Source organism: Pseudomonas sp. Y5-11 (genome assembly GCF_022368695.1).
Classification (GTDB): Bacteria; Pseudomonadota; Gammaproteobacteria; order Pseudomonadales; family Pseudomonadaceae; genus Aquipseudomonas; species Aquipseudomonas parakoreensis.
On sequence record NZ_CP058974.1, the window covers coordinates 5,268,839 to 5,283,818 of the forward strand.

Genomic DNA, 14,980 nt, shown 5'->3' on the forward strand with positions numbered 1-14,980 from the left:
TTGCGAGACGCTGACTCCGTTGGGGAGTGCGATCGAGATTCGCTGCATCACTTCACCTGTTTTGTTCTTTTTAAGTGTGAGTGCGTGTTACTGCTGGAGCCGACTATAAACCCGACCGCCGAATAATCTCAATATATAATTTTGCATCCCATATTTTGGGATTCAACCAGCGAAGCGCGTGCAGAGTTTGCCCGGCACATCGACCCGCATCGACAACAGCGCGCCATCCAATGGATGGTTGTGCGGACTCTGGGCGCTGGTGATGTAGAGGGTTTTCAGGTCTTCGCCGCCGAATACGCAACTGGTCGGTCGGCTGACGGGCAGGTCGATTTTGCGCTCGACCTTGCCTTCCGGGCTCAGGCGCAGCAGACAACTGCCATCCCAGCGGGCGTTCCACACGTAGCCTTCGGCGTCCATTGCCGAACCGTCAGGACCACCCTGCCCGTTTGCGGCATACCAGACCTCAGGACTGCCTAGATTGCCGTCGGTGTGAATGAAATAGCGATTGAGCACCCCGTCCAGGCTGTCGCCGAACAGCAGCGTGGTGCCGTCGTCGCTCCACAGCAAGGTGTTGGGAATCCCCAAGCCCCGCAGCAACGGTGTGACGCGCTGGTCGGGATCAATGCGGAACAGGCCACCGGAACGACGCTCGACCGGCAGGTCTTCGCCGTTGGCGCCGATGTTGTTCTGCATGGTGCCGAGCCACAATCGCCCCTGACCATCGCAGCGCGCTTCATTGGGCCGATTGCCCGGTTGCGGGTCGGCGATACAGAACAGCGTCAGGCGTGGCTCGAGGCCTGGCGAGTCGAGATCCAGTCGATAGACGCCGCTGCTCAGGGTTACCAGCGCATCGCCGCTGGCACACGGGATAAACGCCGAAACGTGCTCGGGCATCTGCCAGATCTGCACGTTGTTGCCGATCAGCCGCAGCGCCTGCTGGCCGGCGATATCGACCCAGTACAGCGCCTGGGTGGGGGCGTCCCAGAACGGGCCTTCTCCGAGTCTGGCGCGGTGTTGGGTTACGGCGGTCCAGCTCATGGCAACTCCTTGGTTCTTGTGGTTTTTATGGTAGGGATTTGTGTTGTCAGCTGGCTTTTTTGTCGGCCATCACCTGCGGGTAAAAGCGCTTGATTGCCAGGTCGGCATTGTCGATCAGGGTCATGCAGGCCCACACCCCGCGCGCCGCATCGCGGGCGGCGATGGCGTCGGCCATGTCCTTGTGGATTGGCAAGGTGCGACGCAGTTCATCGGGGTCAGCGGCGGAGACTTCAAACGACACGGCGAGCAAAGCGCCGAGGGCCGGGACCATTTGCTCAATGAACTGGTTATGGCTGGCCGCCAGAATGCACTCGTGGAACACCTGGTCGGCGCGGTTGTAATCGATGCCGCTGTCGACCGCCCGTTCCAGCGCGTTGTAGGCCAATTGCACTGCGTGAATCTGCTCCAGGCTGGCGCGCTCGCAGGCCCAGCGCACGGCCATCGGTTCGATGGTGCGACGCAGATCGAGCAGGTCATCGACAAAGTTTTCCGGCAAACCGTTGCGTGACAGCCAGCCGACGACTTGCGGATCAAACAGGTTCCAGCGCCGCACCGGTAACACGCGGGTGCCGACTTTCGGCCCGACCTCAAGCATGCCTTTGGCGACGAGGGTCTTTATCGCTTCGCGAATCACCGTGCGGCTGACGCCGAGTTGCTCGCCCAGATCGGCCTCGACCTTGATCGTCTGCCCCGGTTTCACCTGGCCAGCGGCAATCCAGCTGCCCAGCCAATCGACTGTTGATGCATGAAAGCTGCTGGACATGAAGACCTCAAAGCGCTTGGCGATGGGTGTTCACGCTAATCATCATATGATTAACAGTCAATCGGGATTTCAAGGTGACTCTAAAATCCTATGTGGGAGCGAGCCTGCTCGCGAAAGCGATGTATCAGTCGCCCTAAGATCTACTGACATATCGTCTTCGCGAGCAGGCTCGCTCCCACAGGGATTTTTGTTTAAGGCTCGAGGCCGATGCGGAAGAATTCGCCGCCACTCCATACGCCCAACCAGCGCTGCCCGTCGATTTCGCGACTGACCGCCAGTTCCACCAGTTGGTAAAACACATTGCGGTGAATCAGCGCTTCGAGGTTGCTGCGCACGTGCACGTAAGGCGCGGGCTCTTGAGTCACCGGGTCGATCTCGACGCGGATCGGATGTTCCGGCCCGGCCTCGGCGGTCTCCTCGACGTTGGTGGTGAAGCGCAGCAACTGCGCTTCACCCTCGCCTTCAACCTCCACGGCAATCGCCACAAACGGCGCGTCGTCGACTTTGATCCCGACCTTTTCCACCGGGGTAATCAGGAAGTAATCATCGCCGTCGCGGCGGATGATGGTGGAGAACAGCTTGACCATCGGCTTGCGCCCGATCGGCGTGCCCAGGTAATACCAGGTGCCGTCACGGGCGATGCGCATGTCGATGTCGCCGCAGAAGTCCGGATTCCACAAATGCACCGGCGGCAGGCCTTTGGTTTTGGGGATCTGTCCCAACAGGTCATTGGCTTTTTGCGGGCCACTCATGGCGTACTCCTTGGGTTTATTGGTCGCCGACTCCCAGCAGGCTGCGCGCGTATTGCGCCAGTGGCGGGCCGATCAGGTCTTCCGGCTTGTTATCGTGGAACGTCAGTAAACCGCCACGACTCTTGATCCGTGCAGTATCAATCAAATACTGCGTGCTGGTCTCGATCAACATGATCTGAATCACCCCGCCGTCGATGCCGAGGCGATCCACGGCTTCCTGATCGAGCCACTCGTCGGAGTTGCCGATGCGGTCGTCAGCCTTGGCGAAGCGGGTATACAGCAGGTAGTGAGCACCGGCATCGCGAGCTTCGCCCAATGCCTGATCGAGGCCTTCCGGGGCTCGCGCACGGCGGACCATCGGGAAGTATTCGACAAAACCTTTGAACGCTTCTTCGGCCACAACGTTCGGGCGCGGATAGGAGCCACCCGGCGGTGCGAATGAACCCTGGGCGATGTAGATGAACGAGTCCGGCTGAATGCGGAAGTTGTTCACCCGACGGCTGTCGCTGTGATCCAACAGCCCCGCGTCGCTCATCTGATAGCGAGTGCCTTCGGCCATATCGCTGACAGTCATACAGCCGCCAAGCGCCAAAACGGCCAGCAGCAAAACCAGGCTACGCATCCTCATCCTCCAGAAGCCGGTGACGGAAAACCGGCGAATGGCCGTTGGATGCAGCTTTTGCGCCAGCTCAGGAAAATCGTTGATTGTAAGATCGTATTCGCGAGCAAGCTCGCTCCCACAGGAGAATGCATTCGAAATGTGGGAGCGAGCTTGCTCGCGAAAGCGGTTGTTCAGCCGCCGATAATCTTCATGACGGTCGCACCACCGGAGAACGCCACTTCCTGCTTGTCGCCCAGCGCCTTGACCAGCAAACGCTGCAACGCCGGCAATGCCTGATGACGCGGCTTGTCGAGCAGATCGCCGACATAGTGGCGGTTGCTCGACGACAGGCAGCCGTGCAGCCAGCCGGTCGACGACAGACGCAAGCGCGAACAGGTTCTGCAGAACGGCACGCTTTCGTTGGCGATCACGCCGAAATGGCCCAGCCCCGGGATCGCATAGCGCACGGCCGTGGCGTCCACCGGCGCATCGGCTTGTGCGTACTCATAACGCTCGCCAATCAGGCTCAGCAACTGCTGCAGGCTGACGAACTGTTGCAGGAAGGCATTGGAGTCAGTAGCGAGGTGGCCCATGCGCATCAACTCGATGAAACGCAGCTCGTAGCCACGTTCCAGACAATAGTCGAGCAGCGGCATCACCTGATCCAGGTTCTGCCCGCGCAGCGGCACCATGTTGACCTTGATCTTCATCCCCGCCGCTTTCGCCTGATCCATGCCGTCGAGCACGGTTGCCAGATCGCCGCCACGGGCGATGCTGCGGAACGCGCCGGCGTCGAGGGTATCGAGGGATACGTTGATCCGGCGCAGACCGGCATCCACCAGCAGCGGCAGCTTTTTCGCCAGGAGTTGACCGTTGGTGGTCAGGCTGATGTCTTCCAGGCCCATCTTGCCGACGGCGCTCATGAAAGATTCGAGTTTGGGGCTGACCAACGGCTCGCCGCCGGTGATGCGCAGGCGCTCGATGCCGGCGGCTTCGATCAGATAAGCCACGCCACGGGCCATGGCCTCGGCCGACAGTTCATCCTGCGCAGCCACCAACCGCTTGCCGTTGGGCACGCAGTAGGTACAGGCGTAATTGCAGGCTGAAGTCAGGCTGATGCGCAAATTGCGAAAACGCCTGCCTTGACGGTCAACGATCATGATCACTCCGGCGATAGAATTTCGAGCCGCTAAAACTTGACTCACAAATCAAGTTTTAGCAAGCCCTATGCCTGAGTATATTCCTGCGGTACTGCGTCATGTAGCGAAATCATGGCGCAATAAGGCCGCTGAATGATTCAGCTGCTCGGGGTTTCCGGATCGCGCTTGCGCTTGTTGCCCATGCGCACGCCGATGTCCATCAGGAACTGGAAGAAGCCTTCCTGATCTTCGAGCACGTTGCTCCAGAACGGCGAGTGATACAGCGCGACAGCGCCGTGCACCAGCGCCCAGGACGCGCAGTAGTGGAAGTACGGCGGCACGTCTTCGAGCTTGCCTTCGCTGATCCGGCCCTTGATGAGCAAGGTCAGGCGTTCGAAGTTCGAGGCACGGATCTTGTGCAGTTCCTCGACCATTTCCGGTACCTGATTGCCTTTCACCACCTTCTCTTCGAGACGGTCGAACAGGCGATAGCGCTGAGGGTCGCGCATACGGAATTCGAAGTAGGCACGGGACAGCGCTTCCTTGTCCTTGTCGACATCGGCCGAATGCAGCAGCTCGTTCAAATCGCGCTCGTAATCGAGCATCAGCCGCAGATAGATCTCGGCCTTGGATTTGAAGTGCTTGTAGATTGTGCCTTTGCCGATACCCACGGCATCAGCAATCATCTCGACGGTGACACTGTCTTCACCTTGTTCGAGGAACAGCTTGAGCGCGGTATCGAGAATTTCTTGCTCACGGCGACGAAACTCACGGACCTTACGAGGTTCTTTGTGCATAAGAAAAGGTCTGTAGGGGTCAAAATTCGAAGCCGCGTATTATGCCTAACTTGCACAAAAATGCACGGATCATCCGACCATATCTGTGTTTCTTGTTCATTTTGCGAACGCTGAGGCGGCAATGAGAACTCAACTGAAGCGCACGTATTCCAAATTTGTTTAAAAACCCCGACCGCTCAACTGGACTGAACGCCAGACTGATCAATACTTGAACTGTCGGGCGGCATCTCCCCCAAGTGCCGTGCCGGTAAAGGTACCAAGGGACCGCGTGCCTTTGTTTTACTCCTAATGGTCTTAACCCGGATTCACCCCCCAGAACCCGGGTTTTTTTTGCCTGCGATTTGGCGTAAATCCCTGTCATTTACGCCCCACCGCGCTTGTAGGAGCTGCCGCAGGCTGCGATCTTTTGATGTTGTTTTTAAAGAATCAAAATCAAAAGATCGCAGCCTGCGGCAGCTCCTACACGATCAGCCTTTTACATGCGCCAAGGGAAACAGCCGCTTGAAGTTCTCGGTGGTCTGCTCGGCAAACCGCTCATAGTCTTCCCCACGCAGCATCGCCAGAAACTCCGCCACCTCGCGCACGTACTGCGGCAGGTTCGGTTTGCCGCGATACGGGATCGGCGCCAGATACGGCGAATCGGTCTCCACCAGCAAGCGATCAGTCGGCACCTTGCTCGCCACATCGCGCAGAGCGTCGGCGTTGCGGAAAGTGACGATGCCCGACAGGGAAATGTAATAACCCATGTCCAGCGCAGCCTTGGCCATGTCCCAGTCTTCGGTGAAGCAATGCAGCACACCGGCCTGGGGCAACGCCGCTTCACGCAGTAGTTCGAGGGTATCGGCACGGGCGCCACGGGTGTGGATGATCACCGGTTTACCGGTCTGCCGGGCGGCTTGCAGGTGCAGGCGGAAGGATGCCTGCTGCAGCTCGGCGGCTTCCGGCTCGTAGTGATAGTCCAGACCGGTTTCACCGATCGCCACCACTTTCGGGTGATTGAGCTCATGCAGCAGCCAGTCCAGTGCCGGCGCCGCGCCCGGTTGCACATCCAATGGGTGCACACCGACCGAGCAATCGACGTCGTCATAGCGCTCGGCCAGGGCCTTGACGTCGGCAGCGTTGTCGGCACTCACGCCGATGCACAGGAAATGCCCGACCCCACGCTGGCGGGCTGCATCGAGTGCGGCATCCAGCGAGCCATCATGGGCGGCGAGGTCGAGGCGATCAAGGTGACAATGGGAATCTACGAGCATAAAAAAGACGGCTACTTACATCGTATGAGTGGGACGGTCGGATTTCAGGGCTCCGGCCAGATGGGTTTCGATGCGACTGCGGGCAGTGTTGTCGCCCTCGTTGAATTGCACGCCGACGCCGGCTGCGCGGTTGCCCTGAGCGCCTTTGGGGGTAATCCAGGCGACCTTGCCGGCCACCGGGATCTTCTCCGCCTCGTCCATCAGGTTCAGCAGCATGAACACCTCGTCGCCCAACTTGTAGCTCTTGTTGGTCGGGATGAACAGGCCACCGTTCTTGATGAACGGCATGTAGGCCGCGTAAAGCACCGATTTGTCCTTGATCGTCAGGGACAGGATGCCGTTGCGCGGCCCGGGGCTGATGGCTTCATTCATGTTGACCTCCACTGCTGATGTTCAGAGTCTAGGTACACATTCTTATCTTTGACCAGGCAAACCCGCCCATTGCACCAACAACGCTTCCAGCAGCAGTGCCGGGTTGAGGTTGGCTTTGCTCAGGACTTTCTGCCGCTGGGCGAGAATCCAGTCCTGGATATCGAGGACTTTGCCCTGGGCGCTTTTCTGCGCCAGGTACTGCACGACTTTGCGCATATCGGTCAGACCGAGGCCGGCTTCATCCTGGGTCAATTGATAGCGCAGGATCAGACTCGACCAGTCGCAGAACCAGTCGAACAGGCGCAGCATCGGAATGCTTTTCCATTCTTCGGCCAATTGTGTCGGCGATTGCTGCTGCTTGAGCAACTTCTTCACCCCTTCGACCACCTGCGCCCGCTGCTCGCGCACGCCCTGGGACTGCAAGCTGACCGCCGCCAGTGGCGAACCGGCCGCCAGCGTCAGCAATTCGATGCGCTCCTCTTCGGAACACTCTGGCAGCGCCTGTGCCAGCCATTGCAGGCTCATGGCCTCGCCCGGCAGCGGACACGCCTGCTGCACGCAGCGGCTCTTGATCGTCGGCAGCAAACGGCTCGGCTGGTGGCTCACCAGCAACAGCACGGTATCGCCGGAAGGCTCTTCAAGGCTTTTTAGCAAGGCGTTGGCGGCGTTGATGTTCATCGACTCCACCGGTTCGATCAGCACCACTTTGCGCCCGCCCAGTTGCGCGGTCTGCACCACAAAACTGACCAGATCGCGGACCTGATCGACCTTGATCGCCTTGTCGGCTTCCTCGGGCTCAAGGATGTAATTGTCCGGGTGGCTGCCGGCCTTGAGCAGCAGGCACGATTTGCACTCACCGCAGGCTTCCGGTGTCGGACGCTGACAAAGCAGGCTGGCCATCAGGCGTTCGGCCAGTGCGCGCTTGCCGATCCCGGCCGGGCCGTGCAGCAAATACGCGTGAGCGTGCTGACTGCGTCCCGCCAGTTGCTGCCAGAGGCTGTCCTGCCATGGATAGGCCTCAGCCACGAATCAGCTCCAGCAAGTTCGGAATCAAGGTATCCAGCGATTGCTGAACCTTGACCAATGGCTGACCGGCATCGATGCGCACATAGCGTGCAGGATCAGCCTCAGCGCGCTTGAGAAACGCATTGCGCACCGCTTCGAAAAACGCCCGGCCTTCCAGCTCGAAACGATCCAGACGGCCACGGGCACTGGCGCGAGCCAGACCCATTTCCACCGGCAGATCGAAAATCAGTGTCAGATCCGGCCGCAAGTCGCCCTGAACGAACGTCTCCAGCGCAGCAATGCGCTCCATTGACAAGCCACGACCGCCGCCCTGATAGGCGTATGTCGAATCGGTGAAACGATCACACAATACCACCGCGCCACGGGCCAGTGCCGGGCGAATCACTTCGGCCAGATGCTGGGCGCGCGCGGCGAACACCAGCAACAGCTCGGTGTCGGGGTTCATGACCTCATCGGCCGGGGCCAGCAGCACGTCGCGAATCCGTTCGGCCAGTGGCGTTCCGCCGGGTTCGCGAGTCAGCACCACTTCGATACCTTCGACGCGCAGACGCTCGGCGAGGTACTCGCGGTTGGTGCTCTTGCCAGCGCCTTCCGGGCCTTCCAGGGTAATAAACAAGCCAGTCACAGGCAGTCCTTAATCAAAGTCATTGCGCGTTTTGCGGTGCCGCCGTCTCAGGCTCGGCAGCAGGGGCTGGCGCAGGTTCCTGAGGCGGAACCTGCGGCAGCGCTTCAGGCGCGGTATTCGGGGACGCGGCAGGAATCGCCTCCTCCGTCGCCGTGGCCGGAGCCGCCGGCGCATTCGCCGGGGCCGGGCTGGAGCGGTAATCGGCGCGGCGCTTGAGCTGGAACTCGCGCACCGCACTGTTGTGTGCATCCAGGTCATCGGAGAACACATGGCTGCCATCGCCACGGGCGACGAAATACAGGCTGTTGCCTTCCACCGGATTGAGCGCGGCGTGAATCGCCTCGCGACCGACCATGGCAATCGGCGTCGGCGGCAACCCGGGAATCACATAGGTATTGTAGGGCGTCGGCTCCTTGAGATGAGCACGGGTCAACTTGCCGGTGTAGCGGTCGCCCAAGCCATAGATCACGGTCGGGTCGGTCTGCAACTGCATGCCCAGCGCCATGCGGCGCACGAACACGCCGGCAATCTGCCCGCGCTCCTGTGGTACGCCGGTTTCCTTCTCCACCAGCGACGCCATGATCAGCGCCTGATAAGGCTCGCTGTACGGCGCATCGGCCGAGCGGTTTTCCCACTCCTTGGCCAACACTTCATCGAGCCGGTCAAAGGCCTTCTTCAGCAATTCGACATCGGAAACGCCCCGCACGAAACGGTAGGTATCCGGGAAGAACCGTCCTTCCGGGAACAATCCCCGATGACCGATTTTCTCCATAACTTCGCTGTCGCTCAAGCCCTTGAGGGTTTGCTCGATCTTTTCATCTTTTGCCAGCGCGGCGCGGACCTGGTGGAAATTCCAGCCCTCGACCAGCGTCAGACTGTACTGCACCACTTCGCCACGCTTCCACAAGTCGATCAGACCGTTGACGGTCATGCCTGGCTGCATGCGGTACTCGCCGGTATGGATCGGTGTGCCGGCCAGATTGAAGCGCCAGTAAATGCGCAACCAGAAGGCATCCTTGATGACCCCCTCGGTTTCGAGTTCAAGAAAGGTGCGGGTCGGTGTCGAGCCTTTCGGCACATCCAGCAGTTCTTCCTGCGTGATGTTCAGAGGCTGTTCCAGCGCCGAATGAATTTTCCAGGCGCTGGCGCCCATTACCAGCCCTGCCAGAACCAGTCCGGTTTCCAGCAGCAGCAAGAATTTACGTCTCACGAATCAGGCATCCAGTAGCGCGCGGGCAATGGTTTGCAGTTTACGGGTGAGCGGGCCAACCGGCCAGCTCAGTGCAGCGTAGGCGCGTACCGGCCAGACGCCATAAACGCTGTTGCAGATAAAGACTTCGTCAGCCCATTGCAGCTGTTCGAGGCTGACATCGGTAATTTGGGTGGGGATAGCCAATGACTCGGCCTGAAACAATAGTTCGGCACGCATCACACCGGCCACGCCACAGCGCTTCAGATCCGGGGTGATCAGTACGCCGTCGCGCACCAGAAACAGGTTGCTGAACACGCCTTCGATGACGCGTCCGGCCTGATCAAGCATCAAGCCTTCGGCGTGTTCGCCGTCGCGCCATTCGGCGCGGGCAAGCACTTGCTCCAGACGATTCAGATGCTTGAGCCCGGCCAGCAACGGCTGATTCGACAGCCGCGTGGCGCAGGGAAACAGGCGCACACCCTGCTCGCCATGCACCGCAGGATAAGCCGCAGGCGGGTTGCCTTGCAGGATGCGTCGACCCTGCGCCGCAGGATCGGGCGCGTAGCCACGCAAGCCATCACCACGGGTGAGGATCAGCTTGAGTACGCCCTCGCCCATTGCCGCGGCATAGGCCCGCAGTTCCGTGCGAACCCGATCAATATCCGCAGCGATAGCCAGACGCGAGCAGCCCTCGGCCAAACGCGTCAGGTGACGATCCAGCAATATCGGCTGGCCGCCGCGCACGGCGATGGTCTCGAACAGCCCATCGCCATAAGCCAGGCCGCGATCTTTCAGCGACAGAGCGTCAGCCGGCTGACCGTCGACCCAGCTGTCCATCAGCCGGCGAACCGACGGAACGCCAACGTGCCGTTGGTGCCACCAAACCCGAAGGAGTTGGACAGTACGACATCGATGTCCATGTTGCGCGCCGTGTGCGGCACGAAATCGAGATCGCAGCCCTCGTCCGGCTCGTCGAGGTTGATGGTTGGCGGGGCCACCTGGCTGTTGATTGCCAGCACACTGAAGATCGCCTCGACCGCGCCCGCCGCACCCAGCAGGTGACCGGTCATGGACTTGGTGGAGCTGACCGCCAGGTTGTAGGCGTGCTCGCCGAACACGGTCTTGATCGCATTGGCTTCGGCAAGGTCGCCGGCCGGGGTCGAGGTACCGTGGGCGTTGATGTACTGCACCTGGTCGATGTTGATTTTCGCATCGCGCAGGGCATTGGTGATGCAGCGCGCTGCACCAGCGCCATCAGCGGGTGGCGAAGTCATGTGGAACGCATCGCCACTGGTGCCGAAGCCGATCAGCTCGGCATAAATGGTCGCGCCGCGAGCCTTGGCGTGCTCGAGCTCTTCGAGCACCAGCGCACCGGCACCGTCGGACAGCACGAAGCCATCACGGCCCTTGTCCCATGGACGACTGGCGCGGGTCGGCTCGTCGTTGCGGGTCGACAGCGCACGGGACGCGCCGAAGCCGCCCATGCCCAGACCGCACGCGGCCATCTCGGCACCGCCGGCGATCATCACGTCGGCTTCGTCGTACATGATGTTGCGCGCCGCCATGCCAATGCAGTGCGTTCCGGTGGTACAGGCAGTGGAAATGGCGTAGTTCGGTCCCTGCGCACCCAGGTGGATGGACAGAAAACCGGAAATCATATTGATGATCGAGCCTGGCACGAAGAATGGCGAGATTCGACGCGGGCCCGTCTCATGCAGGGTACGACTGGTTTCTTCGATGTTGGTCAGACCGCCGATGCCCGAGCCCATGGCCACGCCAATGCGCTCACGATTGGCGTCGGTGACTTCCAGACCAGCATTGCGAACAGCCTGAAAACCCGCGGCCAGACCGTACTGAATGAACAGGTCGAGCTTGCGTGCTTCTTTGACCGACAGGTATTCCTCGACATTGAAGCCCTTTACCGAGCCGCCAAAACGGGTGGAATAGGCAGAAAGGTCGGTGTGTTCGATCAGACCAATGCCACTGCGGCCAGCCAGAATGCCCTGCCAACTGCTCGGCACATCCGTGCCCAGTGGCGACAACATACCCATACCGGTGACTACGACGCGTCTACGCGACACAGCACTCTCCTTTTTCAAATGACGACTTTGCATCAGGCCTAAAGAAAAAACCGCACGCCATGATGGCAGTGCGGTTTTTCCATGACAGCAGACAACGATTACAAACTATTACGCCTGGTGGCTAGTAACGTAGTCGATTGCAGCTTGTACAGTAGTGATCTTCTCAGCTTCTTCGTCAGGGATTTCGGTCTCGAATTCCTCTTCCAGAGCCATCACCAGCTCAACGGTGTCAAGGGAGTCGGCACCCAGGTCTTCAACGAAGGAAGCAGTGTTGACCACTTCTTCTTCTTTAACACCCAGTTGCTCGGCAACGATTTTCTTGACGCGCTCTTCGATGGTGCTCATACCTTGTTTTCACTCCTAATGGACAAATTCAGGCAGCTGGCCAGTGGGTAAGTGTATAGAAAGGCTTTTCAGCTTTTCAACTGAAAGCTTCACTCCTCAAACCCTGCGGCCCTCTGCCTATAAATAGATTGCAGCTTTATAACGGATTTTAGACAGCTCGTATGACATTTTTTTGAAGCAATCCGTCACATTTTACTTACATGTACATCCCACCGTTCACCGGGATTGTAGCCCCAGTGACGTATGCCGCACCGTCGGATGCAAGAAAAGCGACCACCGAAGCGATCTCTTGAGCTTGTCCCAGACGACCCAGCGGAATCTGCGTCTGCAAGGCTTCACGCTGTGCTTCCGGCAGTTCGCGGGTCATATCGGTGTCGATGAACCCTGGGGTTACCGAGTTGACCGTAATCGAACGCGAACCGACTTCACGCGCCATCGCACGGCTGAAACCTTCCAGACCGGCCTTGGCGGCTGCATAGTTTACTTGGCCTGCGTTGCCCATGGCACCCACCACCGAGCCAATACTGATAATTCGGCCCCAGCGCGCTTTGGTCATGCCACGCAAAACGCCCTTGGACAGGCGATACAGACTGTTCAGGTTGGTATCGATCACGTCGTACCATTCATCGTCTTTCATGCGCATCATCAGATTATCGCGGGTGATGCCAGCATTATTGACCAGAATTGCCGGCGCACCGAACTGCTCCTGAATGCTCGCCAGCACCGCGCTGACCGATTCGTCGCTGGTGACGTTCAGTTCCAGACCCGTGCCCTGGATACCATGCTCTTTCAGGGTGGCAGCAATGGCCTCGGCGCCTTTGGCGGAGGTCGCAGTGCCAACAACGATGGCGCCCTGACGACCCAGTTCCAGTGCGATGGCCTGGCCGATACCGCGGCTTGCACCGGTGACCAGTGCAACTTTACCTTGCAGACTCATGCAAGTTTCTCCTGATTCAGGCCAGCGCTGCACGGGCGGCAGCGAAAGCGTCTGGGGTATTGAGGTTGGAAGTCGAAACGCCTTCGGCGCAACGTTTGTTCAGACCGGCCAGGACTTTGCCCGGACCGCATTCGACCAGACTGGTGGCGCCTTTGGCGGCCAGGGTCTGGACCGATTCAACCCAGCGAACGGGCTTGTACAATTGCTCGAGCAGATCACGCTTGAGGGTTTCCAGATCGGCCGGCACTTGCGCGCTGACGTTCTGTACGACCGGGATCTGCGGTGCCTGCCAGTCGATGGCAGCGATGGATTCGGCAAAGCGCTCGGCCGCCGGACGCATCAGCTCGCAGTGCGACGGCACGCTCACCGGCAACGGCATGGCACGCTTGGCACCACGGGCCTTGCAACCTTCAATGGCACGCTCGACGGCAGCCTTGGCACCGGCAATCACCACCTGGCCCGGCGAGTTGAAGTTCACCGCGCTGACCACTTCACCTTGCGCCGCTTCGGCACAGGCGGCCAGCACATCAGCGTCTTCCAGACCGAGAATGGCGGCCATGCCACCCTGCCCGGCCGGAACGGCTTCCTGCATCAGCTGGCCACGGCGCTCAACGAGTTTCACCGCATCAGCCAGGCTCAGGCTGCCGGCAGCAACCAGCGCGCTGTATTCACCCAGGCTGTGACCGGCAACGAATGCCGGACGCGCGCCACCTTCAGCCAGCCACAGACGCCACAGGGCGATCGAGGCGGTCAGAATGGCCGGTTGGGTTTTATCGGTTTGATTGAGCAGCTCTTCCGGGCCTTGCTGGGTCAATGCCCACAGGTCATAGCCCAAAGCCTCAGAGGCTTCTTTGAAAGTTTCGAGGATCAGCGGATGTTCCGCGCCCAGCTCGGCCAGCATGCCGAGGGACTGCGAACCCTGTCCTGGAAAGACGAATGCGAGGGAAGCAGACATGTAACAAGCCCCTAATGATCTTGTCGTCGGAAAGTGACGCCCCACCGGGGGACGCAAGAAACTGACAGTTGGATGGCCCTTTGAACCGGGCGGTCACATTTAAGCATTGTCCGACGAAAACGCCTAAGACAACAAATCCTCCAGACGACCGTGGAGGCGCTCGGGCAGGTTCTCCTGAATCTCGATCAGCGCGCGCTGAATCGCGCTCTGAAAGCCCTGAACCCCGGCCGAACCGTGACTTTTCACCACGATGCCCTGCAAGCCGAGAAAACTTGCGCCGTTATGTCGCGCAGGCGCCAGATCCGCCTGCAGACGCTTCATCAATGGCAGGGCCAGAGCACCTACTACGCGGGAAGCGAAGCTTTGCTTGAACAAGGCCTCGATACGCGCAGCGATCATCGTCGCCAGGCCTTCGCTGGACTTGAGCAGGATATTGCCGACAAAACCGTCACAGACCACCACATCCGCCTCGCCGCGATACAGGCCATCGCCCTCGACAAAACCGATGTAGTTAATGCCGCGCGCCGCCTGCAACAAGGTCGCCGCCAGCTTGACCTGCTGATTGCCCTTGATGTCCTCGGTGCCGATATTCAGCAACGCGACACGCGGCCGGGCGATGCCCAGCGTCTGCGCCGCCACCGAGCCCATCACCGCGAACTGCAACAGATGCTCGGCGCTGCAATCGACGTTGGCGCCCAGATCGAGCAACTGGCAATAGCCCTTTTGCGTCGGAATCGCCGCCACCATCGCCGGCCGATCAATCCCCGGCAAGGTCTTGAGCACGAAACGCGACAGCGCCATCAACGCCCCGGTATTGCCCGCGCTGACACAGGCCTGGGCCTTGCCGTCACGCACCAGTTCAAGGGCGACACGCATCGACGAATCCGGCTTGCCACGTAAGGCCTGGGTCGGCTTTTCGTCCATGGTGATGACTTCAGACGCCGGGACAATCGTCAGGCGCGCGCGATCGGCAGCCGATTGGCCGTTGATCAGTTCTTCAAGAAGGGAGGGTTGACCGACGAGGGTCAGGTGCAGCGAGGGCGTAGCAGAAAGGCAAGCAAGGCTGGCCTGAACAATGCTGCGGGGACCGAAGTCCCCGCCCAT

17 protein-coding genes are annotated in these 14,980 nt (G+C 60.0%); all 17 read right to left on the reverse strand.

Features of this window, described 5'->3' with window-relative positions; all coding sequences use genetic code 11:
• Positions 1-162: 162 nt before the first annotated feature.
• The 17 genes from HXW87_RS23485 to plsX all read right to left on the reverse strand — a co-directional run bounded on the left by HXW87_RS23485 (position 163) and on the right by plsX (position 14,980).
• On the reverse strand, positions 163-1,038 hold the full coding sequence (locus HXW87_RS23485) for an SMP-30/gluconolactonase/LRE family protein (RefSeq protein WP_239777872.1): 876 nt from the start codon (positions 1,036-1,038) through the stop codon (positions 163-165).
• A gap of 46 nt (positions 1,039-1,084) precedes the next feature.
• The gene (locus HXW87_RS23490) at positions 1,085-1,801 is read right to left on the reverse strand and encodes a FadR/GntR family transcriptional regulator (RefSeq protein WP_047295648.1); all 717 of its coding nucleotides are present in this window, start codon (positions 1,799-1,801) and stop codon (positions 1,085-1,087) included.
• A 191-nt stretch (positions 1,802-1,992) separates the two neighbouring features.
• On the reverse strand, positions 1,993-2,553 hold the full coding sequence (locus tag HXW87_RS23495) for a DUF1285 domain-containing protein (protein WP_131671681.1): 561 nt from the start codon (positions 2,551-2,553) through the stop codon (positions 1,993-1,995).
• A 16-nt stretch (positions 2,554-2,569) separates the two neighbouring features.
• Complete coding sequence (locus HXW87_RS23500) at positions 2,570-3,175, reverse strand: DUF4823 domain-containing protein (RefSeq protein WP_041069208.1); 606 nt, start codon at positions 3,173-3,175, stop codon at positions 2,570-2,572.
• 170 nt (positions 3,176-3,345) lie between these two features.
• Positions 3,346-4,314, reverse strand: a complete 969-nt coding sequence (locus HXW87_RS23505; protein ID WP_041069205.1) for a radical SAM protein — start codon at positions 4,312-4,314, stop codon at positions 3,346-3,348.
• Positions 4,315-4,451: 137 nt separating this feature from the next.
• A complete protein-coding gene (locus tag HXW87_RS23510; protein ID WP_007950805.1) occupies positions 4,452-5,090 on the reverse strand; it encodes a TetR/AcrR family transcriptional regulator in 639 nt (212 codons plus the stop codon).
• Positions 5,091-5,557: 467 nt separating this feature from the next.
• On the reverse strand, positions 5,558-6,343 hold the full coding sequence (locus HXW87_RS23515; protein WP_047295654.1) for a TatD family hydrolase: 786 nt from the start codon (positions 6,341-6,343) through the stop codon (positions 5,558-5,560).
• A gap of 15 nt (positions 6,344-6,358) precedes the next feature.
• Complete coding sequence (locus tag HXW87_RS23520; RefSeq protein ID WP_027612362.1) at positions 6,359-6,715, reverse strand: PilZ domain-containing protein; 357 nt, start codon at positions 6,713-6,715, stop codon at positions 6,359-6,361.
• Positions 6,716-6,757: 42 nt separating this feature from the next.
• Complete coding sequence (locus HXW87_RS23525) at positions 6,758-7,741, reverse strand: DNA polymerase III subunit delta' (RefSeq protein WP_041069199.1); 984 nt, start codon at positions 7,739-7,741, stop codon at positions 6,758-6,760.
• Positions 7,734-8,366, reverse strand: coding sequence for a dTMP kinase (tmk, locus tag HXW87_RS23530; RefSeq protein ID WP_041069196.1), 633 nt, complete (start codon positions 8,364-8,366; stop codon positions 7,734-7,736). Before tmk ends, HXW87_RS23525 begins: the two co-directional genes overlap by 8 nt.
• Positions 8,367-8,385: 19 nt before the next feature.
• The gene (mltG, locus tag HXW87_RS23535; protein ID WP_239777873.1) at positions 8,386-9,576 is read right to left on the reverse strand and encodes an endolytic transglycosylase MltG; all 1,191 of its coding nucleotides are present in this window, start codon (positions 9,574-9,576) and stop codon (positions 8,386-8,388) included.
• A gap of 3 nt (positions 9,577-9,579) precedes the next feature.
• On the reverse strand, positions 9,580-10,395 hold the full coding sequence (pabC, locus tag HXW87_RS23540; RefSeq protein WP_131671682.1) for an aminodeoxychorismate lyase: 816 nt from the start codon (positions 10,393-10,395) through the stop codon (positions 9,580-9,582).
• Positions 10,395-11,639 carry a beta-ketoacyl-ACP synthase II gene (fabF, locus tag HXW87_RS23545; protein ID WP_027612357.1) on the reverse strand — a complete coding sequence of 415 codons (1,245 nt, stop codon included), beginning with the start codon at positions 11,637-11,639 and terminating at the stop codon, positions 10,395-10,397. The genes pabC and fabF overlap by 1 nt, the downstream gene beginning before the upstream one ends.
• A 108-nt stretch (positions 11,640-11,747) precedes the next feature.
• On the reverse strand, positions 11,748-11,984 hold the full coding sequence (gene acpP, locus HXW87_RS23550) for an acyl carrier protein (RefSeq protein ID WP_003175607.1): 237 nt from the start codon (positions 11,982-11,984) through the stop codon (positions 11,748-11,750).
• Positions 11,985-12,180: 196 nt separating this feature from the next.
• The gene (gene fabG, locus HXW87_RS23555; protein WP_007967600.1) at positions 12,181-12,921 is read right to left on the reverse strand and encodes a 3-oxoacyl-ACP reductase FabG; all 741 of its coding nucleotides are present in this window, start codon (positions 12,919-12,921) and stop codon (positions 12,181-12,183) included.
• A gap of 16 nt (positions 12,922-12,937) precedes the next feature.
• A complete protein-coding gene (gene fabD / locus HXW87_RS23560; RefSeq protein ID WP_047295663.1) occupies positions 12,938-13,876 on the reverse strand; it encodes an ACP S-malonyltransferase in 939 nt (312 codons plus the stop codon).
• A 123-nt stretch (positions 13,877-13,999) separates the two neighbouring features.
• Positions 14,000-14,980, reverse strand: coding sequence for a phosphate acyltransferase PlsX (gene plsX / locus HXW87_RS23565; protein ID WP_222019372.1), 981 nt, complete (start codon positions 14,978-14,980; stop codon positions 14,000-14,002).